The organism is Pseudoduganella sp. RAF19, from assembly GCF_052114165.1.
Classification (GTDB): domain Bacteria; phylum Pseudomonadota; class Gammaproteobacteria; order Burkholderiales; family Burkholderiaceae_D; genus Rugamonas.
The window spans coordinates 707,495-732,603 of record NZ_JBFREF010000001.1 but is presented as its reverse complement, the minus strand read 5'-3'; the positions used below and the strand labels follow the sequence as shown (position 1 = coordinate 732,603).

Annotated in this window: 30 protein-coding genes; 19 read left to right on the top strand and 11 right to left on the bottom strand. The window is 62.9% G+C overall.

Annotation, left to right across the window (positions count from 1 at the left end):
* Nucleotides 1-121 precede the first annotated feature (121 nt).
* The 6 genes from AB4Z19_RS03530 to AB4Z19_RS03505 all read left to right on the top strand — a co-directional run bounded on the left by AB4Z19_RS03530 (nucleotide 122) and on the right by AB4Z19_RS03505 (nucleotide 5,741).
* Nucleotides 122-988 (top strand): alpha/beta fold hydrolase, encoded by an 867-nt coding sequence (locus AB4Z19_RS03530; RefSeq protein WP_442026308.1) that lies wholly within the window; start codon nucleotides 122-124, stop codon nucleotides 986-988.
* A 35-nt stretch (nucleotides 989-1,023) separates the two neighbouring features.
* Nucleotides 1,024-2,193 (top strand): substrate-binding domain-containing protein, encoded by a 1,170-nt coding sequence (locus tag AB4Z19_RS03525; protein WP_442034284.1) that lies wholly within the window; start codon nucleotides 1,024-1,026, stop codon nucleotides 2,191-2,193.
* A gap of 21 nt (nucleotides 2,194-2,214) precedes the next feature.
* The gene (locus AB4Z19_RS03520) at nucleotides 2,215-2,964 is read left to right on the top strand and encodes an ABC transporter ATP-binding protein (protein ID WP_442034445.1); all 750 of its coding nucleotides are present in this window, start codon (nucleotides 2,215-2,217) and stop codon (nucleotides 2,962-2,964) included.
* Nucleotides 2,957-3,682, top strand: a complete 726-nt coding sequence (locus AB4Z19_RS03515; protein WP_442034282.1) for an ABC transporter ATP-binding protein — start codon at nucleotides 2,957-2,959, stop codon at nucleotides 3,680-3,682. Before AB4Z19_RS03520 ends, AB4Z19_RS03515 begins: the two co-directional genes overlap by 8 nt.
* Nucleotides 3,683-3,757: 75 nt before the next feature.
* Nucleotides 3,758-4,681, top strand: a complete 924-nt coding sequence (locus AB4Z19_RS03510; RefSeq protein ID WP_442026310.1) for a branched-chain amino acid ABC transporter permease — start codon at nucleotides 3,758-3,760, stop codon at nucleotides 4,679-4,681.
* A 1-nt stretch (nucleotide 4,682) separates the two neighbouring features.
* Nucleotides 4,683-5,741 carry a branched-chain amino acid ABC transporter permease gene (locus AB4Z19_RS03505; RefSeq protein ID WP_442026305.1) on the top strand — a complete coding sequence of 353 codons (1,059 nt, stop codon included), beginning with the start codon at nucleotides 4,683-4,685 and terminating at the stop codon, nucleotides 5,739-5,741.
* Nucleotides 5,742-5,774: 33 nt separating this feature from the next.
* Here the strand turns inward: AB4Z19_RS03505 and AB4Z19_RS03500 are convergent, their stop codons facing one another.
* Together AB4Z19_RS03500 and AB4Z19_RS03495 are read right to left on the bottom strand one after the other, a co-directional pair.
* On the bottom strand, nucleotides 5,775-6,398 hold the full coding sequence (locus AB4Z19_RS03500) for a glutathione S-transferase family protein (protein WP_442026304.1): 624 nt from the start codon (nucleotides 6,396-6,398) through the stop codon (nucleotides 5,775-5,777).
* Nucleotides 6,399-6,410: 12 nt separating this feature from the next.
* Nucleotides 6,411-7,109: a glutathione S-transferase family protein gene (locus AB4Z19_RS03495; protein ID WP_442026303.1), complete on the bottom strand. Its 699-nt coding sequence runs from the start codon at nucleotides 7,107-7,109 to the stop codon at nucleotides 6,411-6,413.
* A gap of 401 nt (nucleotides 7,110-7,510) precedes the next feature.
* Here AB4Z19_RS03495 and AB4Z19_RS03490 point away from each other — a divergent pair, with 401 nt between their 5' ends.
* Complete coding sequence (locus tag AB4Z19_RS03490; protein ID WP_442028039.1) at nucleotides 7,511-8,188, top strand: YceI family protein; 678 nt, start codon at nucleotides 7,511-7,513, stop codon at nucleotides 8,186-8,188.
* On the opposite strand, the gene AB4Z19_RS03485 is transcribed toward AB4Z19_RS03490, so the two are convergent.
* Nucleotides 8,175-8,804: a LysE family translocator gene (locus AB4Z19_RS03485; RefSeq protein WP_442028041.1), complete on the bottom strand. Its 630-nt coding sequence runs from the start codon at nucleotides 8,802-8,804 to the stop codon at nucleotides 8,175-8,177. The genes AB4Z19_RS03490 and AB4Z19_RS03485 overlap by 14 nt on opposite strands.
* A gap of 94 nt (nucleotides 8,805-8,898) precedes the next feature.
* Here AB4Z19_RS03485 and AB4Z19_RS03480 point away from each other — a divergent pair, with 94 nt between their 5' ends.
* Together AB4Z19_RS03480 and AB4Z19_RS03475 are read left to right on the top strand one after the other, a co-directional pair.
* Nucleotides 8,899-9,516: a phosphohydrolase gene (locus AB4Z19_RS03480; protein ID WP_442028042.1), complete on the top strand. Its 618-nt coding sequence runs from the start codon at nucleotides 8,899-8,901 to the stop codon at nucleotides 9,514-9,516.
* Complete coding sequence (locus AB4Z19_RS03475) at nucleotides 9,517-10,425, top strand: cupin-like domain-containing protein (protein ID WP_442034280.1); 909 nt, start codon at nucleotides 9,517-9,519, stop codon at nucleotides 10,423-10,425.
* Here the strand turns inward: AB4Z19_RS03475 and AB4Z19_RS03470 are convergent.
* On the bottom strand, nucleotides 10,317-11,582 hold the full coding sequence (locus tag AB4Z19_RS03470) for a PepSY-associated TM helix domain-containing protein (RefSeq protein ID WP_442028045.1): 1,266 nt from the start codon (nucleotides 11,580-11,582) through the stop codon (nucleotides 10,317-10,319). The two genes, AB4Z19_RS03475 and AB4Z19_RS03470, sit on opposite strands and share 109 nt — an antisense overlap.
* 416 nt (nucleotides 11,583-11,998) lie before the next feature.
* Here AB4Z19_RS03470 and AB4Z19_RS03465 point away from each other — a divergent pair, with 416 nt between their 5' ends.
* On the top strand, nucleotides 11,999-12,721 hold the full coding sequence (locus AB4Z19_RS03465) for a hypothetical protein (protein WP_442034278.1): 723 nt from the start codon (nucleotides 11,999-12,001) through the stop codon (nucleotides 12,719-12,721).
* 289 nt (nucleotides 12,722-13,010) lie between these two features.
* On the opposite strand, the gene AB4Z19_RS03460 is transcribed toward AB4Z19_RS03465, so the two are convergent.
* A complete protein-coding gene (locus AB4Z19_RS03460) occupies nucleotides 13,011-13,202 on the bottom strand; it encodes a hypothetical protein (protein WP_442026354.1) in 192 nt (63 codons plus the stop codon).
* 60 nt (nucleotides 13,203-13,262) lie between these two features.
* Between AB4Z19_RS03460 and AB4Z19_RS03455 the strand changes: the two genes are divergently transcribed.
* Both AB4Z19_RS03455 and AB4Z19_RS03450 read left to right on the top strand, forming a co-directional pair.
* Complete coding sequence (locus tag AB4Z19_RS03455) at nucleotides 13,263-13,826, top strand: chromate transporter (RefSeq protein ID WP_442026353.1); 564 nt, start codon at nucleotides 13,263-13,265, stop codon at nucleotides 13,824-13,826.
* Complete coding sequence (locus tag AB4Z19_RS03450) at nucleotides 13,823-14,407, top strand: chromate transporter (RefSeq protein WP_442026352.1); 585 nt, start codon at nucleotides 13,823-13,825, stop codon at nucleotides 14,405-14,407. Before AB4Z19_RS03455 ends, AB4Z19_RS03450 begins: the two co-directional genes overlap by 4 nt.
* A 28-nt stretch (nucleotides 14,408-14,435) precedes the next feature.
* Here the strand turns inward: AB4Z19_RS03450 and AB4Z19_RS03445 are convergent, their stop codons facing one another.
* Nucleotides 14,436-15,002 carry a YceI family protein gene (locus AB4Z19_RS03445; protein ID WP_442026351.1) on the bottom strand — a complete coding sequence of 189 codons (567 nt, stop codon included), beginning with the start codon at nucleotides 15,000-15,002 and terminating at the stop codon, nucleotides 14,436-14,438.
* A 175-nt stretch (nucleotides 15,003-15,177) separates the two neighbouring features.
* On the opposite strand from AB4Z19_RS03445, the gene AB4Z19_RS03440 reads away from it, so the two are divergent.
* Nucleotides 15,178-16,233, top strand: coding sequence for an extracellular catalytic domain type 1 short-chain-length polyhydroxyalkanoate depolymerase (locus AB4Z19_RS03440; RefSeq protein ID WP_442026350.1), 1,056 nt, complete (start codon nucleotides 15,178-15,180; stop codon nucleotides 16,231-16,233).
* On the opposite strand, the gene AB4Z19_RS03435 is transcribed toward AB4Z19_RS03440, so the two are convergent.
* Together AB4Z19_RS03435 and AB4Z19_RS03430 are read right to left on the bottom strand one after the other, a co-directional pair.
* Complete coding sequence (locus AB4Z19_RS03435; RefSeq protein WP_442026349.1) at nucleotides 16,222-16,458, bottom strand: hypothetical protein; 237 nt, start codon at nucleotides 16,456-16,458, stop codon at nucleotides 16,222-16,224. The genes AB4Z19_RS03440 and AB4Z19_RS03435 overlap by 12 nt on opposite strands.
* A gap of 77 nt (nucleotides 16,459-16,535) precedes the next feature.
* Entirely contained in the window at nucleotides 16,536-16,838 is a 303-nt protein-coding gene (locus AB4Z19_RS03430; protein ID WP_442026348.1) for a hypothetical protein, read from the bottom strand.
* A gap of 65 nt (nucleotides 16,839-16,903) precedes the next feature.
* Between AB4Z19_RS03430 and AB4Z19_RS03425 the strand changes: the two genes are divergently transcribed.
* The gene (locus AB4Z19_RS03425; protein ID WP_442026347.1) at nucleotides 16,904-17,257 is read left to right on the top strand and encodes a hypothetical protein; all 354 of its coding nucleotides are present in this window, start codon (nucleotides 16,904-16,906) and stop codon (nucleotides 17,255-17,257) included.
* 13 nt (nucleotides 17,258-17,270) lie between these two features.
* On the opposite strand, the gene AB4Z19_RS03420 is transcribed toward AB4Z19_RS03425, so the two are convergent.
* Entirely contained in the window at nucleotides 17,271-18,320 is a 1,050-nt protein-coding gene (locus tag AB4Z19_RS03420; RefSeq protein ID WP_442026346.1) for an NAD(P)-dependent alcohol dehydrogenase, read from the bottom strand.
* A 159-nt stretch (nucleotides 18,321-18,479) separates the two neighbouring features.
* Between AB4Z19_RS03420 and AB4Z19_RS03415 the strand changes: the two genes are divergently transcribed.
* Nucleotides 18,480-19,394: an AraC family transcriptional regulator N-terminal domain-containing protein gene (locus AB4Z19_RS03415; RefSeq protein ID WP_442026345.1), complete on the top strand. Its 915-nt coding sequence runs from the start codon at nucleotides 18,480-18,482 to the stop codon at nucleotides 19,392-19,394.
* 52 nt (nucleotides 19,395-19,446) lie between these two features.
* Here AB4Z19_RS03415 and epsC read toward each other — a convergent pair whose 3' ends face one another.
* Nucleotides 19,447-20,364: a serine O-acetyltransferase EpsC gene (gene epsC, locus AB4Z19_RS03410; protein WP_442034276.1), complete on the bottom strand. Its 918-nt coding sequence runs from the start codon at nucleotides 20,362-20,364 to the stop codon at nucleotides 19,447-19,449.
* Between the two features lie 142 nt (nucleotides 20,365-20,506).
* Here epsC and AB4Z19_RS03405 point away from each other — a divergent pair, with 142 nt between their 5' ends.
* The gene (locus AB4Z19_RS03405) at nucleotides 20,507-21,682 is read left to right on the top strand and encodes a multidrug effflux MFS transporter (protein ID WP_442034274.1); all 1,176 of its coding nucleotides are present in this window, start codon (nucleotides 20,507-20,509) and stop codon (nucleotides 21,680-21,682) included.
* Here the strand turns inward: AB4Z19_RS03405 and AB4Z19_RS03400 are convergent, their stop codons facing one another.
* Nucleotides 21,683-21,943, bottom strand: a complete 261-nt coding sequence (locus AB4Z19_RS03400) for a hypothetical protein (RefSeq protein WP_442023913.1) — start codon at nucleotides 21,941-21,943, stop codon at nucleotides 21,683-21,685.
* Nucleotides 21,944-22,058: 115 nt separating this feature from the next.
* Here AB4Z19_RS03400 and AB4Z19_RS03395 point away from each other — a divergent pair, with 115 nt between their 5' ends.
* From AB4Z19_RS03395 to AB4Z19_RS03385, 3 genes are read left to right on the top strand one after another with little or no spacing between them, the layout of a single operon-like run.
* Nucleotides 22,059-22,502, top strand: a complete 444-nt coding sequence (locus tag AB4Z19_RS03395; protein ID WP_442023911.1) for a MarR family winged helix-turn-helix transcriptional regulator — start codon at nucleotides 22,059-22,061, stop codon at nucleotides 22,500-22,502.
* Between the two features lie 48 nt (nucleotides 22,503-22,550).
* Nucleotides 22,551-23,969: an efflux transporter outer membrane subunit gene (locus AB4Z19_RS03390; RefSeq protein WP_442023909.1), complete on the top strand. Its 1,419-nt coding sequence runs from the start codon at nucleotides 22,551-22,553 to the stop codon at nucleotides 23,967-23,969.
* Nucleotides 23,970-23,981: 12 nt separating this feature from the next.
* The gene (locus tag AB4Z19_RS03385) at nucleotides 23,982-25,109 is read left to right on the top strand and encodes an HlyD family secretion protein (RefSeq protein ID WP_442034272.1); all 1,128 of its coding nucleotides are present in this window, start codon (nucleotides 23,982-23,984) and stop codon (nucleotides 25,107-25,109) included.

Here is a 25,109-nt window from a genome sequence, read left to right as displayed (position 1 = left end):
TACAACATCTTTGAAACACATTGTGCAAAATTGCACACGCATTGGGCGCCATCGTCTCTTTCTTGAACAACGCAAATCACGCACACTGCGCCAACCACACTATGCGGAGGGCTTGCGCCACATGTATTCCGAGATCAGCTTCAAGAGCAGCGACGGTTTGCGCCTGTATGCGCGCGACTACGCCAGCAGCGGCGGCGCAGCGCGCCTGCCGGTGATCTGCATTCACGGACTGACCCGCAACTCGTCCGACTTCGAAGACGTGGCGCCATGGATGGCCGCGCAAGGCCGCCGCGTGCTGGCGGTCGATGTGCGCGGCCGAGGCTTTTCCGAATACGATCCCGATCCCAGCCACTATCACCCGATGGTCTACGCGAATGACGTGGCCAAACTGGCGCACGACCTGGGCATCGCCCGCGCCGTGTTCGTCGGCACGTCAATGGGCGGCATCATCACCATGACGCTGGCGCTGCGCCAATCCAGCCTGATCGCGGCCGCCGTCTTGAATGACGTGGGACCGTCGCTGTCCGCGCGCGGCCTGCAACGCATTGCGTCTTACGCGGGCCGCGGCGGCGAACTGACTACCTGGGATGAAGCGGCCGACTACATCGCCGGCATCAATACCACCGCCTTCCCCGACAACAGCGCCGAAGAATGGCAGCGCTGGGCGCGCCGCGCTTTCGCCGAGTCGGACAACGGCAAGCTGCGCATGCGCTACGACCCGAACATCGCCCTGCCCATCCGCGACCAGAAGATCAAGCCAGAATCGTTCGCCGCGCGCATGGCCTTCCGCCGCCTGGCGCGCAGGCGTCCGACGATGCTGATTCGCGGTGCGCTGTCGGATCTGGTCGAACCTGAACAGGCAGCAGCCATGCGCGCCACCGCACCGAACATGATCTACGCGGAAGTGCCCGGCGTCGGCCACGCGCCGATGCTGAGCGAACCCGCGGCGCAGGAAGCGCTGCGCGCCTTCCTCGCGAACGTGGATTGAACTATATTAGGTACAAAAATAATCAAGGAGACTGAATGAAAAAGCTTATCCCGCTCGCGCTTGCGCTGGCACCAATGCTCGGCGGCGCACAGGAACTGAAAGTCGCGCTCATCACCGGCAAGACCGGCATGCTGGAGCCTTACGCCAAAGAGACCGAGACCGGCTTCATGATGGGCCTCGAATATCTCACCGGCGGCAAGATGGAAATCAACGGCCGCAAGCTGAAGGTCATCGTGAAGGACGACCAGAGCAAGCCGGACCTGGGCCGCGCCATGCTGGCCGAGGCCTATGGCGACGATAAGGCCGACATCGCAGTCGGCACCTCGTCTTCCGGCTCCGCCATCGCCATGCTGCCGGTCGCCGCCGAATACAAGAAAGTGCTGATCGTGGAGCCAGCGGTGGCCGATGCCATCACAGGCGAAAAATGGAACCGCTACATCTTCCGCACCGCGCGCAGTTCGATGCAGGACGGCCTTGCCGCCGCCACCACCTTCAAGGTCGGCAGCGTGGGCTTCCTGGCGCAGGACTACGCTTTCGGCAAGGATGCGGTGAAAGCCGCGCGCGAAGCACTGACCGCCACCGGCAGCAAGGCGCAGATCGTGCACGAAGAATACGCGCCACAAAACGCCACCGACTTCACCGCGCCAGCCCAGCGCCTGTTCGACGCGCTGAAGGACAAGCCGCAGCCGCGCGTGCTGGCCATTGCCTGGGCCGGCCCTAACCCGCTGAACAAGATCGCCGACATGAAACCGGAGCGCTACGGCATTGCGCTCGCCCCCGGCGGCAATATCCTGCCGGTGCTGAAAACCTGGAAGGCCTACGCGGGGACGGAAGGCACCATCTATTACTACTACGGCTTCCCGAAAAACAAGATGAACGACTGGCTGGTGGCCGAACACATGAAGCGCTTCAAGGCACCGCCTGATATGTTCACCGCCGGCGGCTTCAGCGCAGCCAGCGCCGTCGTCACCGCTCTGCAAAAAGCAGGCGGAGGCAACACGGAAAAACTGATCGCAACCATGGAAGGCATGGACTTCGACACGCCGAAGGGCAAAATGACCTTCCGCAAAGAGGATCACCAGGCCTTGCAGCCGATGTACCACTTCCGCATCAAGAAGGACCAGAAGAACGAATGGGATCTGCTGGAACTGGTGCGCGAGATCCCGGCCTCCGAGCTGCCGCTGCCGATCAAGAACAAGCGCTGATCGATGGCAGTTCAGCATCCCCTGCTCGCCACGCGCGGGCTGACGATCCGTTTTGGCGGGCATGTGGCGGTGGATAACGTCACCGCTGAATTCCATGCCGGCCAGCTGACCGTGATCGTCGGCCCCAATGGCGCCGGCAAGACGACTTATTTCAATCTGATGTCCGGCCAGTTGCCTGCGACCAGCGGGCAGGTGCTGCTGCGCGGTGAAGACATCACGCGCCATGGACCCGCGCGCCGCACGGCGCTGGGCATTGGCCGCGGTTTTCAGCTGACGAATCTGTTCCCCCATCTGAGCGTGCACGAGAACGTGCGGCTCGCGGTGCAGGCGCACGCCAGGGCGGGCATGAAGCTGTGGTCAGTCTGGTCCGCGCACCGCGAACTGATCGAACGTGCCGACCATTATCTGGAACGGGTGAATATGGCGGCCCGGCGCGACACGGCCGTCGCCGCCCTGCCCCACGGCGACAAGCGCAAGCTGGAAGTGGCCATCATGCTGGCACTGGAACCGGATGTGATGATGTTCGATGAGCCTACGGCCGGCATGAGCGTGGACGAAGTGCCGGTGGTGCTGGACCTGATCCGCCAGGTGAAGGAAGCGCGCAACAAGGCCGTGCTGCTGGTGGAGCACAAGATGGACGTGGTGCGCTCGCTGGCCGACCGCATCATCGTGCTGCACAACGGCGCGCTGGTCGCGGACGGCGAACCTGCCGCCGTGATGTCGTCGTCCATCGTGCAGGAAGCTTATCTCGGAACTGCAATCCATGACTGACGCACTGCTCACGCTCTCCGGCGTGCATACCCATATCGGCGAATACCACATCCTGCAAGGCGTGGACCTGGCTGTGCCGCGCGGCGGGCTGACCGTTCTTCTGGGCCGCAACGGCGCAGGCAAGAGCACCACCTTGCGCACCATCATGGGCCTGTGGAAGCCCAGCGCCGGCAAGGTACAGTTCAAGGGCCTCGACATCGGCGGCCTGCCTACGCCGGGCATCGCGCAAAGCGGCATCGCCTACGTGCCCGAATCGATGGCAGTGTTTTCCGCGCTGACCGTTCGGGAAAACCTCTACCTCGCTGCGCGCAGCGGACCAATGGATACGGCGCGCCTGGAATGGATCTTCGGCTTCTTTCCCGCGCTGAAGAAGTTCTGGAACTACCCGGCCGGTAATCTCTCCGGAGGCCAGAAGCAGATGGTGGCCATCGCCCGCGCCATCATCGAACCGCGCGAACTGCTGCTGATTGACGAGCCGACCAAGGGATTGGCTCCCGCCATCATTCAGAGCCTGGCCGACGCTTTCCGCCAGCTCAAGGACAGCAACACTACGGTGCTGCTGGTCGAGCAGAACTTCAACTTCGTGCGCCGCCTGGGCGATAGCGTGGCCGTGATGGATGACGGCCGCATCGTCCACGCGGGGGCGATGGCCGAACTGGCCGAGGACCGCGCCATGCAGGAACGCCTGCTTGGCCTGGCGCTCGACGCACACCAATAAGGAGCCACTGTGAACGATACGAGTTTGCCTGCCGTTCCGCGCGATATTGCGCCGCTGTTGCTGGTCCCGGCCCTGATGCTGGCCACGCTCCCCTTCGTCGGCAGCCTGCCTACCTGGGCCACGCTGACGGTGGCGGGGCTGGCGATGGGCATGATGATCTTCATTATGTCCAGCGGCCTGACCCTGGTTTTCGGCTTGATGGACGTGCTGAATTTCGGACATGGCGCCTTCGTTTCCGTTGGCGCTTTCGCTGCCACACTGGTGCTCGTGCCGATGCGCGGCTGGCTGGAAGCGGATTCGCTGGCCATGAACCTCGGCGCGCTGGGCCTCGCCATTCTGCTGGCGATGCTCGTGACCGCCCTACTCGGCTGGCTGTTCGAGCGCGTGATCGTGATGCCAGTGTACGGGCAGCACCTGAAGCAAATCCTCGTCACGATGGGCGGCATGATCGTGGTCGAACAGCTGATTGGCGTGCTGTGGGGACCGGAACAGCAAGCCATGCCGCTGCCCGCCGCCCTGCGTGGCGCGGTGCTGATGGGTGATTTCGCGATCGAAAAATATCGGCTGCTGGCCGTTGTCGTGGGACTGGCCGTGTTCATCGCGCTGGTGCTTACGCTGAACCGCACCAAGCTCGGCCTGCTGATCCGCGCCGGCGTCGAGAACGGCGAAATGGTGGAAGCACTAGGCTACCGCATTCGCCGCCTGTTCGTCGCGGTGTTTGCGGCCGGTTCCGCGCTGGCCGGTCTGGGCGGCGTGATGTGGGGGCTGTACAAGGAAACCATTACCGCATCAATGGGAGCCGAAGTGATCGTGATGGTCTTCATCACCATCATCATCGGCGGCCTGGGTTCGGTCACGGGCTGCTTTATCGGCGCGCTGCTGATGGCGCTGGCCACCAATTACACGGGCTTCCTGGCGCCGAAACTGGCGCTGGTGTCCCATATCGTGCTGATGATCGCCGTCCTGCTATGGCGACCTGCTGGCCTGATGAGGAAATAAGATGCTGCATTCCATCCTGTCCGGCGACCTGCCGCGCAGCCGCGTGCTGGGCGCACTGCTGGTGCTGTCCGTGCTTGGCCTTGCGTTGGCGCCGTTCCTGACCAGCGGCGCGCGCCCGCTCAATACGGCGGCGACGATCTGCGTGTATATCGTGCTGGTCGCATCGTATGACCTGCTGCTTGGCTACACGGGCATCGTATCCTTCGCCCATACCATGTTCTTCGGTATCGGCGCCTACGGTGTGGGACTTGGGCTATCGGGTGAAAATGCAGGCTGGGGCAGCATGGCGCTTGGGCTGCTCATTGCGCTGGCGGTGGCGCTGGTGCTGGCTCTGCTCATCGGCCTGTTCGCCCTGCGCGTGCGCGCCATCTTCTACGCCATGATCACGCTGGCTGTGGCGTCGGCCTTTGCCGTGCTGGCTTCCCAACTGTCCGACTGGACCGGCGGCGAAGACGGCAAGACCTTCAGCGTGCCCGAACTGCTGTCGCCCGGTTTCCAGCTGGCGGATGGCGAATGGTTCGGCCGCTCCCTGGACGGCAAGCTGGTGACCTACTACATCGTCTTCTTTGGCTGCGTGCTGCTGTTCCTCGCACTGCTGCGCGTGGTGAATTCGCCGTTCGGCCGCGTGCTGCAAGCGATCCGCGAAAACGAATTCCGCGCCGAGGCGCTGGGCTACCGCACCGTCGTGTATCGCATTTGGGCCAATGTGATCGGCGCATTGGCCGCAGCGCTGGCGGGCGCGCTGATGGCGCTGTGGCTGCGCTATGTGGGACCGAAGACCATGCTGGGCTTCGAAGTCATGACTGATATCCTGCTGATCGTCGTCATCGGCGGCATGGGCACGATGTATGGCGCCGTGCTGGGCGCGGTGCTGTTCATTCTGGCGCAGAACTATCTCAAAGGCCTGATGGGGCAAGCATCCGAAGCGTTATCGGGCGTACCGCTGCTGCAAGCGGCCCTGCATCCGGACCGCTGGCTGCTGTGGCTGGGCATCCTGTTCGTGCTGGCGATTTACTTCTTCCCGACCGGGATTGTGGGCCGCCTGCGCAGCCGCGCCTAGAACTTAAGCGCCGCAAATGTGTTGCGTTCCCATTTAAGCGCCGGCCTTGGCGCTGGGGCGCTCAAGGATGCGGTCGCGCCAGGCCTGCAGATGCGGCATGCCTTCAGCACCGGCGCGAAACTTCATCAGGCCGCGCGCGAACTCGTGGGCGCAGAAGGCCGTGATATCGGCAATCGTGAAGCGCTGACCAGCGACGAATTCCTGCTTGGCCAATACGCCATCCAGCCAGCGCGCGGCGTCGCGGAATTTCTCGCCCTGCGACGCGCCGAAGTCAGGGAATTGCGGCTGCTCCAGCGGCGCAAGACCAGGATGCGAATGGCGGATGCTATTGCTCGCGATGAGGAACAGGTGCAGCTCGATGCGGCGGTCCGCCATCTCGATGAAAGCGCGCTCCTCGAAATCCTCGCCCATCAGGTTGGGCTCCGGCTGCAAGCCCTCGATATACGAGCAGATGGCGCGCGTTTCGCACAGGATGCGGCCGTCGTCCAGCTCCAGCGCGGGCACGCGGCCGAAGGGATTGCGGGCCAGGTACTCATCGCTGCGATGCTCGCCCTTGCCAAGATCGATCATGACTTGCTCGATCTGCATGCCCTTCTCGGCCAGGAACATGGCCACGCGGCGCGGATTGGGCGCACGCGGCGCCATGTACAGTTTCATGCAAACTCCTGATCAGCGGGACTGCCCGGTTTCCAGCATTTTGCGCGCTTCGGCTGCAAATTGCTCGGCTTTTTCGGCACTGTCTTCGCGCCCCAGGACATTCGACGGCGGCAGCTCGATGCCGCGCTGTACGGCGGGCCGTTCGCGGATCTGCCTGATCCAGCGCTGCAGATGCGGCAAGCCTTCCGTCTCCACGCCGGACCAGCGATGCGTGCGCACCCAGGCCCAGTTGGCGATGTCCGCGATCGAATACCCGCTGGCGAGATATTCGTTATCGGCCAGCCGATGATCGAGCACCCGGAACAGGCGGCGCGCTTCGCCCTGATAACGGTCAATGGCGGGCTGCAGCTTTTCGGGGAAGTAGCGGTAGAAGACGTTGGCCTGTCCCATCATCGGGCCGATACCGCCCATCTGGAACATCAGCCATTGCAGCACCAGCGAACGGCCCTTGGGATCGGCGGGCATCAGCCTGCCGGTTTTCTCGGCCAGATAGATCAGAATCGCGCCGGATTCGAATACGGCGAAGTCATCATTGGCGCGGTCCACAATGGCCGGGATGCGGCCGTTCGGATTAATGGCGGTGTACCAGCCCTGTTTCTGCTCATTGGCGCCAAGGTCCAGGACTTTCATGTTATACGGTAATTCCAGCTCCTCCAGAGCAATGGAAATCTTATGGCCATTCGGCGTGGCGGCGGTATAAAAATCGATCATGACAATCCTCTTGAAATGATCGAGGCATCATATCCTCATTCCCCGCGGGGATCAGATCTGACGCCGCAAAAAAAAACCGGCTTCGTCTGGAGGGAGCCGGTTAAAACGCTTTTTAGGGCGCGGGGATTGGAGGAAGAAAGAGGCATGCGGTACTAACCTCTCGCTCGGGTTAAACTTTGCCATCGATAACTTAGAGAAGCATTAAGCCAAGCTTAGAAATTCTTTAAGGGCAAAAAAAAGCCCGCGTTGGAACGCAGGCTTAAGGGATTCAAATCGGGAGAGATTTGAAAGTGCAAAGAGATCATGACTCATCAATGTGACGGGCCGATGACCGGGGAAAAACCATATCCTGACTTCAAGATAGTACAAGTCTGTTAACAAAAACTCACCAATAATCACAAATGACAAAAATAATTTACGGCGCAACACTTGCCCTGGCCGCCCTGCTGGCGGGCTGCAGTGCGCCCGTGGTGGTGCCGACGCCAGTCGTGGCCGCCGCGCCCGACGCGGCCTTCGCCGAATTCGAGCACGCCCGCGCGGCAGGCCAGGAGGTGCTGGCGATCCAGCCCGCGCAGTCGCTGGTCGCCGTCACCGTGCGGCGCGGCGGCTCGCTGGCGCGGCTGGGCCACGACCATGTGATTGCCTCACATACGCTGGAGGGCTACGCCGCACCGGGTCTGCACAAGACCGCGCTGCGCTTCAAGCTGGAGGATATGACCGTCGATGAGGCAGGACTGCGTACCGCGGCCGGCCTGCCGCCGCCACCGTCCGCCGACGCGATCGCGGGCACGCGCCGCAATATGCTGGAGAAGGTGCTGGATGCGGAACACTATCCCTGGCTGGTGCTGAAGGCCGAGCAGGCCGCAAACAACACCTTCAACGCCGATATCACGCTGCACGGCGCCACGCGCCGCTACAGCGTGCCGGTCACGATCGAGCGTAAGGATGGGATGCTGCACGCCACGGGCAGCTTTACTGTGAAGCAGAGCGATTTCGGCATCACTCCCTTCTCGGTGCTGGGTGGCGCGATGGTGGTGCAGGACCAGATGGAACTGCGTTTCGATATCAGCGCGCGATAATCAGCCGCAGGCCCAGGCCGACGAAAATCGCGCCGGCCACGCGGTCCAGCCACATGCCCGCACGCGGATTGCGGTTGATCCATTTGCCGACCGCGCCGGAGAAGTAACCCAGCAGGCCAAACAGAATGCAGGCCTGCAGCGTGAAGAGCAGGCCCAGTTGCGCGGTCTGCGCGCTCACGTCGCCGCGCGCGGCAACCACGAACTGCGGCAGGAAGGACAGGAAGAACAGCACCACCTTCGGATTGATGGCGTTGGCGAACATGCCCTTGCCGAACAGGCGCAGCAGCGATTCGTCCGGCAGCGCCGCGCCATCCACGCGCGCGCCGCCGCGGCTGCGCAAGGCGCCGATGCCGAGCCAGATCAGGTACAGGCCACCGCACATCTTCAGCGCCGTGAAGGCGGTCGGCGAGGCCGCGATCAGCGCGGACACGCCCAGCGTCGCGAGAATCGTGTGGCTCAGGCAGCCCAGCGCGCAGCCCAGGCCGAAAGCCATGCCCTGCTTGCGTCCGCGCGACATGCCCATGCCCAGCACCATCAGGTTGTCCGGACCGGGGGACACGGTAATCAGAACGGCAGCGGCGAGAAAGCCTGCAAATTGTTCGGGAGAGATCAGCACTGGAAATACCTTTCTATTGAAGAAAACGCATCATACCAAAGCACAATGCCGTGCGGGCTTGCGCCCGGCGCGGCCGGGAAGCTACGATAACCATATGACGACACAACGCGCCTGGGTGCGCATGCCATCCGGCCGGCGCCTCGACCTTCTTGACCCGACCCCTTTCGACTGGGACGATAGCGACCTGGCCCTCGGCCTGGCCCGCACTTACCGCTGGGGCGGACATTCCAACTGGCCTCTGCCCCTGTCCGTAGCCCAGCATTCGATCACCGTGATGCTGCTGCGCCGCGCCGCATCGCCCGAGCCGACATCACCGCTGCAGGATCTGCGTGAGCTGCTGCACGACGCGGAAGAAGGCCTGGTTGGCTTCGACGCCATCTCCGTGATCAAACCCTTCCTGGGCGATGGCTTCAAGGTGCTGACATCGCGCCTGGAACAGGCCGTCTTCCTGCGCTACGGCCTGCCCGCCTGGACCGCCGCCGAGCACCGCCTGCACAAACAGGCTGACCGTCTGGCCGCGGCCAGCGAAGCGGTGCACGTTGTAGGATGGACGCCGGATGAAGTCCGCAAGACGCTGAAGATCACTAGCGAACCGCTGCAGCAAGATCCGCTGCAAGCCGTGTATGGCGGCACCGCATGGGAACCGTGGCCACCAACCCTGGCCTGCGAACGCTTCCTGGCCGAACTGCATCACCTACTGAACAAGCTGTAAATGAACTCCTTTGCACGACTGCCCCCGACGCGGCAAGCCACCGACAATAAAACCACCGGCGAGGCCGGAGCCCGCCAGCAGGCACGCGAAGACCGCGACGCACTGGTGCGCGGCGTTACCTCCATCGATGCCATGCGCGAGGCGATCAGGCAGCACGCACGCGCGCTGCCCGCATTGCGCGCAGTGCCACGCCTTGGCCGGCTTGATGCCGCCGCCTTCCGCGAATTGGCGGCGAAGGGCCAGCCCTTCCTGATGACGGGCGTGGTCGGGCGCTGGCCGATTTGCACGCTGACGCGGGAGTCGCTGCGTGAACGCTTTGGCCATGTGCCGGTGCGGGCGCGCGTTGGCGACTACATCGGCACCGCGTTCGCGCCGGATCGCGCCATGCAGGATATGTCGATGGCCGAGTATTTGGAGCTGGCCGCGCAGGACCATGAACTGCCGCCCTACGTCGGCAATCTTGAGCTGCGCGAGTTGAACGGCATGTGCCACTGGCCCGCTTACTTCGACAAGATGGGGCCACCGCGTTTCTGGCTTGGCCCCGAACGCTGCGTCACGCCGCTGCACTGCGACTTCGACGACAACATCTTCGCGCAGCTGCTGGGCACCAAACGCATCTTCCTGGCGCCGCCGCATCATGACGAATTCCTGTATCCGAAGGAAGCCAACGCCATGCTGTTCGGCTCGCCTTTCGATCCGGAAGCGCCGGACTTCGACAAGTTCCCGCTGGCGCGCCAGGCCAACGTGATCGAGTTGATCGTCGAGCCAGGCGATATGCTGTATGTGCCGGCCGGCTGGTATCACCAGGTGCGCGCTTTGACTTTCTCGCTTTCCGCGAATCGCTGGGCCAGAGGCGTGCCGCTGGCGTTGCGGGACGATCCCTCATTGCGCAGGGCCGCCGCCTTGTGAGCCTTGCGGTGCATGGCGCGGCGGCCCAGCCACAGCACCAGACCCGTGACCATGAACAGCAGCGGCGTCAGGCCGGTCAGGGAAATCAGCATGCGGCCCGGCAGGCCGAAAGCTTCACCCACGTGCAGTGGATACAGCCAGTTCAGGAAATTGTCGCCGGACGGCGCAGTCAAAGGATCGCGCAGGCGCAGCACTTCGCCGCTGTAGGCGTCGATATTGATGCGCGTATTGCCGTCGCCCTTGCGCACCTCGCTCGGCTGCCGCAAACGCAGCTCATACGGCGCCTTGGCCGTCGCCAGCGTCACGCGTGAGATGCGGCCTTGCGGCACGGCCTTCTGTGCGGCGGCCATCGCGGCGGTGATGGAAACGATCTTGCGGTCGGCGGCCGGGCTGTTAGCCAGCTTGTCCTTCGGTTCCAGCCTGGCCACCGCGCCAATTGCGGGACGCACCAGATCCGGCAGGTTCATCGCCATGCCCGAGAAACCCATGAAGGCCAGTACCGGCGTGATGAAAAAGCCGGCGCTGCGGTGCAGGCTGTAATGGAAGTGGCGCGAGGTGGGATGGCCGTGCACGGTCAGCGCCTTGCGCAGCGAGGACCAGGTCATCTTCGGCCACCACAGCACAAAGCCCAGCAGAGAAGTCAGGAACAGCAGCATGCCCGCGATGCCGGTAACGGTCTTGCCGCCCTCGCCCGCCAGCAGATAGCGGTGGACATGGAACAGCGTCGACATCAGCAAAGGCCGCGACAGGCCAAACTCGCCGTAATTGCGCTCGCCCAGGATGTCCAGGGAATACTGGTCCAGCATAACCTGGCGCTGCAGATCGGTGCCGAACAATGTCTCGGTGCGCTTGGCGGGACGATACCAGGCGACGATCACGCCGTCCGCATGTTCCGGCAGCGCCAGCATGGTGGGCTTGCCGTAGCCCGGCGCCGCCTTCAGACGCGCAGCGGCGGCCTCCACTTGCTGCGGCGTGATCGTCGCCGCGCCGTCCGGCACGCGCGAGTGCAGCAGCTGAGGATTCAGCGCCGCGTCGAGCTCGTCGCTCCACGCCAGCACAGCGCCGGTCAGTCCGGCGGAAACGAACAAGACGCCAAATACCAGCGCCACGTACAAGTGAATGGTGCGCAGCCAACTGCGCGGAGTACCCTTAATCATGCCCGCTATTGTAAATGCAAATTGTTATCATTTGCACCCCTGCGAAGATGATCACGGCGTGCTAGGCTGAGGCTTCGCTTCAGGAGTCCGCGCTAAGGATACGTTTTTAAAGCCGTTTTGACAGTTATCCACTTTCCGTGTGGATAAGCATGTGGAGAACCGCCTCTTGACAGCGAACGCAGCCCGTCATGACAAGGATTGCTATAATTTGCACAATTCACAGGCAAAAATTTTCACTTGTGAAATCAATCACTTATAATGGCGGCCCGCGTGCCTGATCGCAACTTTTCAAGCTTTCAACAAATATTTTCGGCGAAGCTACAGCAAGGCCCGTTTTCTTTGACAAAAATGCTGTCGAGGAATACTGTGGGGCACTGGGAAGACGCATTAAATATTGACCTTTTCCGGGAAAATGCATGGACGTAAAAGTTCCGGTGGACGATTCCAGCGACGGCTGGATGATTGAAGACGATTCCCATCCCTCGCCCGACGAGCAGGCGCAGCAAGCCGCCGCCCCGGCCCCTTGGCGCGTCCTGATCGTTGACGACGATGTCGACGTGCACGTGGTCACCAAATTCTCGCTGAGCAATGCACACTTCCAGGGCCGCCGCCTGAGCTTCCTGCACGCCTATAGCGGCGAGGAAGCGCTGTCCACCCTGCGCAATAATCCGGACGTGGCCCTGGTGCTGCTGGACGTCATCATGGAAACCAGCGACGCCGGTCTGCGGGTGGCCAACCAGATCCGCGACGAGCTGAACAACCAGCTGGTGCGCATCGTGCTGCGTACGGGCCAGCCGGGCCAGGCGCTGGAGCACAGCATCATCCTCGATTACGACATCAACGATTTCTGGTGCAAGACCGACCTCACCACGCGCAAGCTGTTCACGACGGTCATTTCGTCGCTGCGCAATTACGCCGACCTGCTGGAGTGCGAGAACAAGACCCAGGCACTGAAGGACGAGCTGGCCAGGGCCACGGCCCTGCAAGAGGAAATGCGGCAAGCGTTGCTTGCGCTGCAACAAGGTGAGGATTGGGCCGGCGAGGTATCGGTAGGCCCCGATGCGACCCGCGTGCGCCTGAAAGCGAGTGCCGGTCCGGAACCGGGCGATTTCTCCGTCCAGGGCAAAATTCAGCGCTAAGTTGCTGATTGTAAAGGGTTTCCGGTCTTATCCACACAGTTTGTGGATATCTGTGTTGATAAAGACCTCTTGACAAGGCAAACAGCCCGTAGTGACAGCCTTTCCAACAAACTGCACGTTCCGCGTGCAGAATTTTTACCCTGTAAAATCAACCACTTAGATTCTCACCAATTATCACAGCGCCGAAATTGCAAATATTCCGGCGCTGTTTCCAGTGACCAATTTTTGTGCATAACCATTCCTGCCGCTGTGCACCGCAGCATATTGGTATGGAAGTGGTAACAGGGACTTAGTGCGGTGGTTTCCGGCGCTGATTAGGCTGGAGCAAGACACGCTCGATCACGTCTGCATCGATATTGTGGGACTTCATATACTCGATGGCGCACAGGGTGCTGAAGCTTTCCTGCACATTGATGCCGCGTTCAACGATTTCACTGCTGCGGCGGTCCGCGCGTTGCGTCTGGAGTTGCAGGGTGTCCATATGGCTCCTTGGCGGCGAAAGTTGACTACGGCTAGTATCGAACAATAAAATCGAAAGTCAATGTCAGGCTCCCAACTTTCCGGCCCGAAGTCGCTGGCCGATCTCTTTATCTCCTTTACCTTGCTCGCGCTGCAAGGTTTTGGCGGCGTGCTTTCCGTTGCCCAGCGCGAACTGGTCGAGCACAAACGCTGGCTGACGCCGGAAGAATTCCTCGAAGACTGGGCGGTCGCCCAGATCATGCCGGGACCGAACGTGGTCAACCTGTCCCTGATGCTGGGCCATCGCTACTTTGGCCTGCGCGGCGCGCTGGCGGCGCTGGCCGGCATGCTGGCCGTACCCAGCCTGGTGGTGCTGGCCATCGCGACGCTGTATATGCATCACTCCGATAACGCGCACGTCGCCGGCGCGCTGCGCGGCATGGCGGCAGTGGCGGCGGGCATGATTGCGGCGACCGGCGTGAAGATGCTGGCGACGCTGTCGCGCCATCCCCTGCCCTTGTGGGCCTCCGTGACGCTGACCGTGGCCGGTGTGGCCGCGGGAGCCTGGCTGCGTCTGCCGCTCTTGCCGACTCTGCTGGTGGTGGGCGGCCTGGGCTGCTGGCTGACGTACCGGAGGATTCCGTGACCGCGCCCCTGCACATCGTGCTGGCCTGGCATGACTGGCTGGACCTGTTCTTCCATTACTTCCTGCTGTCCTTCATGTCGGTGGGCGGCGCCATTTCGACCACGGCGGAAATGCACCGCTACCTGGTGGAGCAGCACGGCTGGCTGACCCAGGCGCAGTTCAATGAATCGATCGCCATCGCCCAGGCGGCGCCCGGTCCGAATATCCTGTTTGTCGCGCTGATGGGCTGGAATGTGGGGCTGAATGCGGGCAGCCATGCAGCAGCCGTGCTGGGTGTACTGTGTATGATGGTGGGCATCATGCTGCCCAGCAGTGCGATTACTTTGCTGGCGTCAGCCTGGGGTCACCGCAATCGCGACCTGCGTGCGGTGCGCGCCTTCAAGCAGGGCATGGTGCCGCTGGTGATTGCGCTACTGATTTCGACGGGGATTGTGCTGGGCGCGGTGAACCGCGATCCGGCGACGGACTGGCCGCTGTGGACCTTGTCTGCCGCGGCGGGACTATTCGTGTGGCGCACCCGCATCCATTTGCTGTGGCTGCTGGCGGCGGGCGCGCTACTGGGTATCTTCGGCTTCGTCTAGGGCGGATCACCGATCCGCCGCTACCGGATTACTCCTTGACCGACTCAACCGCGAAAGTCAGGGTCATTTCGTCGCTGACGTAAGGCGCGTATTTGCCGACGTTGAAGTCGGTGCGCTTGATCTTGGCCACGGCGTTGGCGCCGCAAGCGTCCTTCTTCAGGATTGGGTGCGGCATGCACTGGAAGGCAGTCACCTCCAGCGTTACCGGCTTGGTGATGCCCTTGATGGTCAGGTTGCCGTCAACGGTAGCCAGCTTGTCGCCGCTGAAGTTGAACTTGGTCGACTTGTAAGTGATAGTCGGGAACTTGGCGGAGTCCAGGAAGTCTTCGCCCTGCAGGTGACCGTTGAACAGGCTGGAACCGGTCGATACGGACTTCGGATCAATGGTCACTTCCACGGAACCGGTCTTGGCAGCGCGGTCGATCACGATCTTGCCGGTGGTGCTGTCGAAACGGTTCACCTGGTTGGAGTAGCCGAAGTGGGTGTACTCGAAGCGGGAGAAGGAGTGGTTGTTGTCCAGCACGTAGGTTTCGTTCGCGGCGCCAGCAGCCATCGAGAAGCCGGCAGCCAGGGCCAGAGCGATCAGTTTTTTCATCGGAAAAGACTCCATTGTTTGTGAATGAAGCGGATTATCCGTACATGTTGCCCACATGTAAAACTCATAATTTACCACTTATCAATCGATTAAATCGATAGTTTGACCGCGCCGTGCGCCACGTCGGCGCATGCTCAGGTATATTGCACTGCAACATAGTGAGTGGGAGAAGGATATGCCCAAGCTGGCTCCTGGTGTACGTTTGCTGCGCAGCCTGACCCGCGCGGGCAGGCTGATGGCGGCTGCCGCGGCCAGGCCGGCAAAAGCCGGCGCCAAAAGCGCACCGGCTCTGCAGATCCGCAAGCATGCGCGGCCCGATGTAGCGCCGCCTCCACCCGGCAAGTGGCTGACGGCGACGCACCATGCCGAGGGCCAGCGCATGAGCTATTGGCTGTATCTGCCGGACAGCGTGCCGGAGGCGGCTGCCCAGCACGGCTGGCCGCTGATCGTCATGCTGCACGGCTGCCATCAAAGCGCCACCCAGTTTGCTCAGGGCACGCGCATGAACTGGCTGGCGGAAGACAAAGGCTACGCCGTGCTCTATCCGCAGCAATCGCTCAGCGTGCAGGCGCAGCGCTGCTGGCGCTGGTATGCCCAGGCGACCCAGCAAGGCGGCGGCGAAACGGCGGCACTGGCATCGCTGGTCGAAAAAATCTGCGCGCGGCACCCGATCGACCGGCGGCGCGTTTATGCTTGCGGGCTGTCAGCGGGTGCGGGCATGGCGGCCGTGCTGGCGCTGAATCATCCCGGCCTGATTGCGGCAGTCGGCCTGCATTCCGGTCCCGTCTTCGGCGCCGGCCATAGCACCATGGGCGCGCTGCACGTCATGCGCCATGGCGCTGCAGTGCACGCCGATGCCGCCATCCGCGCCCTGCTTCTGCGTGGACCCATGCCTGCCATGCCCGCCATCCTCATTCAGGGGGAAGACGATCATGTGGTGCGCCCGGTCAACCAGCAGCAGCTGGCGCAGCAATGGCTGCAACTGAATGGCCTGTCTGCACGGATGGCGCCGCGCGTCACCGCCAAAGCTGCGGGCCGTGGCCGCCATGCTTATGAGGTCCGGGATTATCTGGTGGGCCGCAAAGTGCTGCTGCGCGTGGCGCGTATTGTGGGTCTGGGGCATGCCTGGAGTGGCGGCGATCCGGCGCTGAAGTTCAATGTGAGGGCGGGTCCCAACGCCAGCCGCATGATGCTGGAATTCTTCAGCAAGCACCGGCGATCAGGAACGTAGCTCGTCCAGAATGATGGAGGCTGCGCGCTCCGCTTCCGCTTCCGCCGCGCGCTGGTCCGGCAGCACCAGGTCTGCCGACACCCGCCGCTTGGGGTACACCTTGGTCATATGCATGGGATTCGCCGACGGCGCGTAAATCGCGACATAAGCGCCCCACTGCTCCGTGCCATCCAGCTTCTCGCCCGTGAACTCGACCTCGTAGCTATCAATGGTTTTGGACGGCATGTGCGCGCTCTCCAGGTGCAGGACTGCAGCGAGGGTAGCATATTCGGCCATTACCGGTGATTCGCCGCCGCGCCTGATTACTCCCGCAGCAGCGCCCTGATCTCGACGGTTCCCCCGGCCTCGTAGACCGGGTTCCCGATCAGAAAGCGCTGCGCCGCGTCGAGACTCTCGGCGCGAATGCGGATGTAGCCGGTAATATCGGTGGGAGCGGCCTGGCCGGCGCGCCCCTTCCGGAGCAAAGTCCCGGAGCCGATTGCACTGCCGCCGTCGAACTGCCCCGATGCGCGCAGCGTGGCGATGTATTGCCCCCAGCGCTGGCTGTCGTTGGCGAGAGCGCTGTCCACGGCATCATCGTGCATGAAGAGAATGTATTCGTTCATGCTCAGAAGATTAACAGATCGGGCCTCGCCTGCACGCCTGGCGGTAAACGCCTACAATGCGCCGTATGAAATACTTCGCATTCCTCTTCGCCCTTGCGGCGATCTCCCTGCCCGCCGCTGCGCAATCGCCTTGCGACAACGGCTTGTGCGGGGCCAGCGGTCTGTCGTCCCAAGCGCTCAGCGAAGCTGCGCGCGCCGACACGCCCAAATCCTCGCCCATGCGCGAGGAACTGCGCTCGCCCGAACGTCCGCGCGATCCCTGGAACCGCTTCATGCCTACCCGCCCCGATCTCGAAAGCTACGACTGCATCCTGAGCGCGGGCATAGGCGGAGAATTAGGCAAAGGCGGTTTCTTCGGCACCCGCGTTCTCGGCCAGACGCAAGCCTGGCGCGATCCGTCCAGGAACACGGGGCGTTGACACGCCTGACGCGTCAGAGCGTCGCCATGTCGATCACGAAGCGGTACTTCACATCGCCTTTCAGCATGCGCTCGTAGGCGGCGTTGATGTCCTTCATGTCGATCACTTCGATATCGGATGTGATGTTGTGCTGGCCGCAGAAATCCAGCATTTCCTGGGTCGACTTGATGCCGCCGATCAGCGAGCCTGCCACCACCTTGCTGCCCATGACCATCGCCGCCGAATTCACCGGCGGCTCCAGTGGACCGAGATAGCCCACCAGCGCCAGCGTGCCTTTAAAGGACAGCGTTGGAATATAGGGATTCAGATCGTGCGCGTACGGCACGGTGTCGATGATCAGATCGAATCGGCCGCCGGCGGCGTCCATCTGCGCCTGGTCGGTGGACAGCACCACATGGTCGGCGCCCAGGCGGCGCGCATCCTGTTCCTTGCCCGGCGAGCGCGTCAGCAGCGTGACCTCGGCGCCCAGAGCGCGCGCGAACTTGATGGCCATGTGCCCCAGGCCGCCGAGGCCGACCACGGCAACTTTGCTACCAGGGCCAACGCCGTAATTCTTCAGCGGCGACCAGGTGGTGATGCCGGCACACAGCAAGGGCGCGGCACCGCGCAAGTCCAGGCCGTCCGGAATGCGCAGCACGAATTCCTGTTTGACGACCACTTTTTCGGAATAGCCGCCCTGCGTCATGCTGCCGTCGATGCGGTCGTTGCCGCCGTAAGTGAAAGTCGGCACTTCGAGGCAGTGCTGTTCGTGATCCTGCGCGCAGGCCGGGCAATGGCCGCAGGAATCGACCAGGCAACCTACGCCGACGGTGTCGCCGACTTTGAAGGCGGTGACATCCGCGCCGACTGCGCTGACGCGGCCGATGATTTCGTGGCCCGGCACGATGGGATAGCTGCTCCAGCCCCAGTCATTGCGCGCCGTGTGCAGATCGGAATGGCACACGCCGCAGTACAGGATATCGATGGTCACGTCGTCGCGGCGCGGGTCGCGGCGATTGAAGTTGAACGGCTCCAGCACGGAGGTCGCGGAATACGCCGCGTAGGATCGGACATTGATTGGCATGGTTCCACCTTTTGGTAAATGAGGCGGAAATCGTAGTCCTCGGGGCAGCGGCGCCGTTAGCCTGTCTCTTCGGGATTCTTGCCTGATTCTCCGGCGGCCCGCACAGGCGGTAAATTTGGCGATATGCTGTAAACCGTCGCAAAGTATCCTGGAGCAGCAGTGCAGAACAATGGAACAATTGAAGCCGGCTCGGCCCTGAACGCGCTGGCACAAAGTGTCAATCAGTGGACTGTGCGCCAGCCGCAGTTCAAAACGCCGGTGCCCGGCCTGATGCTGTACCGGCATGACGGTCCCACCGAACCGACCAGCGGCCTGTATGAGCCTTGCGTGTGCGTGGTGGCGCAGGGCCGCAAGAGCGTGTCGCTGGGCGAGGATACCTATGTCTACGACGCCCGGAATTACCTGGTGTCGTCGCTGCACGTGCCGGGAATTTTCCAGGTGCTTGACGCCAGTGCCGAACAGCCCTTCCTTGGTATTTGCCTGATCCTGGATTTGCGCGAGATTTCACAGCTGGTGCTCGACAGCCACCTGCCGCCGCCGCGCCGCGAACCATCACATCGCGGCATGGCGACCGGCATGGTGGACCTGGAACTGATTTCCGCCTTCCAGCGCCTGGTCAACCTGCTGTCGTCCGAGCAGGACATTCCGATTCTGGCGCCGCTGATCCTGCGCGAGATTTACTACCGCCTGCTCACCGGCGAACAAGGCGCGCGCATCCGGCACATGGCCACCACGGGCAGCATCACGCATCAGATTGCGCAGGCAATCAGCTGGCTGAAGGAGAATTTCCGCTCCTCGGTATCGATGGACGAACTGGCGGCGCGCGTGTCGATGAGCGCATCCACCTTCTACCAGCACTTCCGCACCATGACGGCCGTCAGCCCGCTGCAGTACCAGAAGCAGCTCCGCCTGCACGAAGCGCGGCGCCTGATGCTTGAAGAGCGCTTCGACGCCTCTACCGCCGCTTTCGAAGTGGGCTACGAAAGCCCGTCCCAATTCAACCGCGAATACAGCCGCCTGTTTGGCGCCCCGCCAATGCGCGATATCGCCTCGATGCGCCGCACCGTCGCCTGATTCGGAGTCAGGTACGCCATTTGGACATCCTGCCTTCGAATTTGGCGCGACTTTAGTCGCTGCGGGACTGGGCCTGCGAGACGTTGCTGTTGGCCGGCACGCTCTGTGTAAGCCACACATTACCGCCGATGGTGGACCCCGCGCCAATGGTGATGCGTCCCAGTACCGTGGCGCCGGCGTAGATCACCACGTCGTCTTCCACGATCGGATGGCGCGGCGTACCCTTGATCAGGTTGCCGGAATCGTCCGAAGGGAAGCGTTTGGCGCCCAGCGTCACGTGCTGGTACAGACGCACGCGCTGGCCGATGATGGCGGTTTCGCCGATCACCACGCCGGTGCCGTGGTCGATGAAGAAGCTGGCGCCAATCTGCGCCGCCGGGTGGATGTCGATGCCCGTCAGCGAATGCGCGATATCCGAAATCATGCGCGCAATGAAGGGCGAGCCCAATCGGTGCAGGCTGTGCGCCAGGCGGTAATACAGGATCGCGATCGTGCCCGGATAGCACAGCATGATCTCCGCAATCGACGTCGCCGCCGGATCGCCCGCATACGCCGCGTGCACATCCGACACGATCAACGCGCGGATCGACGGCAGCGAGGCCGCGAACTCGCGCGTGACCTGCACTGCGCAGCGTCCCTGCTCATCCTCATTGCATTCCGGGCCGGCCGTGAAAATCAGCCCGCGCCGCACCTGGTCCGCCAGCAGATCCAGCGTCGTGTTCAGCGTATCGCCCACGAAGTAGTCGATGCTTTCGTCGGTCAGATTGGGCCGCCCGTAATGCGTGGGAAATAGCACGGCCGACAAGCCGTTCAGGATCTGCTCCAGCGCAGCGCGCGAAGGCAGCTCGCGCACGCGGCGCTGGTGGCGGATATTGTGGGTCGCTTCGCGCGACACGCGCAGCTGGCGGACAACTTCGTCCAGGTCCCAGCGCCCTGCGCCGCTGTCGGCGCCGTAGGAATCAATGGCCATATGAGAAGAATGCAAATGCTTGTGCAATCGTTCAGCTTACCGAGCACACGCTCTGATTTGAAAGAATATATTCGCACAAGCTTATGCTCCTGCGGATATAAGAAAATTCCCTTAGAATGTCGGCCTGATAACAAGGCCTTACATGAAGAACCTCCTGCTTACCCTGCTGCTCGCCGGCCTGACCATGGTCGGCCCGCTGGCCATCGATACCTACCTGCCGTCGTTCCCCGCCATCGCGCAAACATTTGACGCCAGCCCGATCGCCATCCAGCAGACGCTGAGCCTCTTCCTGTTCACCTTTGCGTCCATGATGCTGTTCTACGGGACTTTATCCGATTCTTTCGGACGCCGCCCGGTCATCCTGTGGTCGCTGGTGCTGTATATCCTCGCTTCGCTGGGTGGCGCGCTGGCCGCCAACTTCGGCTTCCTGCTCACCTGCCGCATCTTCCAGGGACTGGCGTCCGGCGCCGGTTCGGTGATCGGCCGCGCCATCGTGCAGGACCGCTTTGACGGCATCGAGGCCCAGAAAATCCTCGGCAACATCATGATGGTGTTCGGCCTGGCGCCGGCCATCGCGCCGATCCTGGGCGGCTGGCTGCAGGTGTCCTTCGGCTGGCGTTCGATCTTCTGGTTCCTCACCACCTTTGGCGTGGTGATGTTCATTGCCGTCTGGCGCTGGCTGCCGGAAAGCTTGGCGGTCGAAAAACGCCATCCGCTGCATCTGGGCCTGATCGCGGCCAATTACTGGAAGGTGCTGCGCCATCGCCAGTTCCTGCTGCTGGCCGTGGCGCTGGGCCTGGCCTTTGGCGGCTTCGCGCTCTATATCGGTTCGGCCGCCTACTTCATCATGAACATCCTGCACCTGCCGGAGACGGCTTTCGCCTGGCTGTTCATTCCGCTGATTTCCGGCCACGTGGCGGGTTCCATGCTGAGCGGGAAGCTGGCGCACAAGCTGTCGCGCAGTGCGCTGATCCGCATCAGCTATAACGGCATGCTGGTGGCGGTGCTGATCAATGTGGGGTACAACTGGTTCTTCCCGGCGGAGGTGCCGTGGGCGGTGCTGCCGCTGTTCGCGTATTCCTTCTCGCTGGCGATCGCCATGCCGCCGCTGACCATCATCGCCATGGAGCTGTTCCCGCAAAACAGCGGACTGGCTGCGTCGATGCAGTCCTTCATCCAGATGCTGCTGTTTGCGCTGGTGTCCGGCCTGGTTGCGCCGCTGCTGTTCGACAGCGCACTGCACCTGGCGTACGGCGTGCTGGTGCTGCTGGTGCTTAGCTGGATCGCCTACTTCCTGGCCCATCCCGCAAAGAGCTGATCAGGGCCACGGCATCGGCGTCACTTCCACATACTGAGGGCCGCCGTGTTCGGGGTCGGGCGCGGCCTCCGGTGGCGGCGCCGACAGCCGCTGGGCGGGCGGCAGGCCCAGTCCGAGGATTTCCTTGCGCCCTTCCACGAAGTCGGACGTGGTCAGCGGATGCTCCTTATCCGGCCAGTTCGCAATCGCCCAGTTCTGCACTTCCTCAAAGCGCCGCCATACTTCAGCAATGAATTGACGGCGTTCTTCCTCGAATTCCATACAGCCTCCCTTGCAGTTTTTACCACTCTACACCAGGGCCACTAGGGCCGTCGCTTATTTGCCTTGACATTCTCTGCCTAGGCAATATACTTAGTTCATCAATGAAGGAAATGCGATGAACAAACCTGCCTGGAACACGATGCGCGGTGGCTTTTTGGGATACCTCCTCACCGAGGCCCGCAACGCCGTCACGCGCGAAATCGAAAAGGAACTCGCCCCGCTGGGCATCACCTCGGCCCAGTTCCGCGTGGTGGTCGGCATCGCCCACGAACGCGCCGCGACCCTGAGCGAGTTTGCCCGCTTCCTCGACATCGACACCGGCGCCATGAAGCGCCTGCTGGACCGGGTGGAGGAAAAAGGCTGGATACGCCGCGTGCGTTCGCCGAACGACCGCCGCACCCTGATCCTGGAGCTGACTGAAACCGGCCGCGCCATCTACCCGGAAATCATGGAAGGCGTGAGCAAGGTACACGAGCGCATGCTGGAAGGCCTGTCGCCGGTGGAGGAAACCCAGCTGCAATACTTCCTGCAAAAGATCACGGCCAACGCCGAGCGTTGATTTTTTTTAATTAAATACCTGCCTAGGCAGCTACATACCAAGAGGAAAATGATGAAAGCGCCCTTCTCCCTTGCCGGCATGGCGGCCATCGCGGCCCTGGTAGCAGGTTGTGCCAGCGACGGTGGCCTGAAGCCCCAGTCCACCTTGCGCAATGCCGACCAGCTGGCCGCCAGCGCCACGCTCGCCAACGTGCCCGTGACCGCTGCCGCCTGGCCCGCCGCCAACTGGTGGAAGCGCTACGGCGATGCCCAGCTGGACCAGTTGATCGACGAAGCCCTGGCCGGCAGCCCGACCTTGCGCATCGCCGAGGCGCGCGTACGCCAGGCCGTCGCGATTGAAGGCCTGTCCAACGCCAAGCTGTCGCCGCAAGTGACGGCCAACGCCAGCAGCACCCGCCAGCTGTACAGCGAAAACAATGCCCTGCCGCCCACCTTGGCCGGCAACTGGCAGTGGGCCAACGCCGCCACCATGAACTTTTCCTATGAGCTGGATTTCTGGGGCAAGAACGAAGCGGACCTGCAAGCTGCCATCGGCCGCCAAAACGCCGCCGAAGTGGACGCCCAGGCCACGCGCCTGCTGCTCATCGTCGGCATCACGCAAAGTTATCTGCGTCTGAATCAAGCCCACGCCCAGCTGGCGCTGGCGCAATCGGTGCTCAAGCAGCGGCAGCATGTGCTGGACCTGACCCGCCAGCGTGTCGCCGCCCAGATCGATTCCGACGTCGATCTGAAGCAGGCAGAATTGGCGATCCCGGTGGCGCGCGAACAGATCGCCGCTGCTCGGGAGGCGATCTCGCTGCTGCAAACCCAGCTCGCTGCGCTGACGGGGGCTGGTCCCGACCGTGCCGCCGCCATTGCGCCGCCGCAGCTGCACGCCGTGAAGCCGGCCGGCCTGCCTTCGTCCTTGCCGAGCGAACTGCTGGCCCGCCGCCCCGACGTGGTGGCACAGCGCTGGCGCGTGGAAGCCTCGCTGCAGGACCTCAAAGTCGCCAAGGCCCAGTTCTACCCCAGCTTCAATCTGACCGGCCTGATCGGCCTGCAAAGCCTGGGCTTCGGCAAATTCCTGCAAGGCGGCAGCCAGATCACCTCCCTCGGCGGCGGGCTGTCTCTGCCCATCTTCGACGGCGGCCGTCTGCGCAGCAACCTGGCGCTGCGCAACGCCGATTACGACGTGGCGGTCGAACAGTACAACCAGACCCTGGTCGATGCTTTGCGCGACGTGGTGAGCCAGCTGACCTCCATCCAATGGCTGCAGGAACGCGCCGCCTATCAGAACGAAGCGCTGGCCAAGGCCCAGCAAGCCTACGACCTGGCGGTGCGCCGCTACCAGTCCGGCCTGGGCAACTACCTGCAGGTGCTGGCGGTGGAAAGCCAGGTGCTAGCGCAGCAGCGCACCCAGATCGATTTTGATACCCGCGCCTTTGACCTCGATATGAACCTCGCCCGCGCGCTTGGCGGCGGCTACTGATAGGAGTCCACCATGAACAAGATCTACGTATCCGCCGGTGCAGTGCTCGCAGCCAGCGTGACCGGCGCGGCCTGGCTGATGAATGCCAACCCTTCCGCGCAATCGACCGATGACGCTTACGTCGAAGGCAATATCATCCAGGTCACGCCGCAAGTAGGCGGCAGCGTCACCATGATTGCGGCCGATAATACGGACTTCGTGAAAGCCGGCGAACCGCTGCTGCGCCTGAATGATGTGGATGCCCAACTGGCCGTGTCGCGCGCCGAAGCCCAGCTCTCGCGCGCCGTGCGCCAGGTGCGCGTGCAGTTCGCCAACGCCACACAGGGCAAAGCCAACGTCACGCTGCGGGCGACCGATCTGGCCCGCGTGCAGGCCGACCTGGCGCGCCGCCGCCAGCTGGCCAGTAGCGGCGCGGTGTCCGGCGAAGATGTGCACCACGCCGAAGATGCCGTCAAAGCCGCGCAGGCCGCGCTGGATGTGGCCCAGCAGCAGCTGGCCAGTTCGCAAGCCCTGGTGGACAAAACCACCATCTCCGACCACCCGGACGTGCAGGCGGCGATCTCGCAATTGCGCGACGCCTACGTGGCCGCCAACCGCACCACCGTGCGCGCACCGGCCAGCGGCTACGTCAGCAAGCGCAATGTGCAGATCGGCCAGCGCATCAATGCGGGCAGCGCCGTGATGTCCATCGTGCCGCCGGACCAGATGTGGGTCAACGCCAATTTCAAGGAATCGCAGCTGCGCCAGATCCATATCGGCCAGCCGGTACAGCTGGTGGCGGACGTGTATGGCAAGAGCGTGCGCTACACCGGCCGCGTGATCGGCCAGGAAGCCGGTACCGGCAGCGCCTTCGCCCTGCTGCCGGCGCAAAATGCCAGCGGCAACTGGATCAAGGTGATTCAGCGCGTGCCGGTGCGCATTGCGCTCGATCCGAAAGAGCTGGCCGCGCATCCGCTGAAACTGGGCCTGTCCATGCATGTGGAAGTGGACACCAGCCAGCCCGGCAACCCGTCCGTCAAAGCCGCCAACACGGTCTACAGCACCGACGTGTTCGAGCATGAAATGCAGGACGCCGATGCGGCCGTCGCCCGCATCATCGCCGCCAACGTCGGCACCGGCCAGCTGGCCAAGGTGAACTGA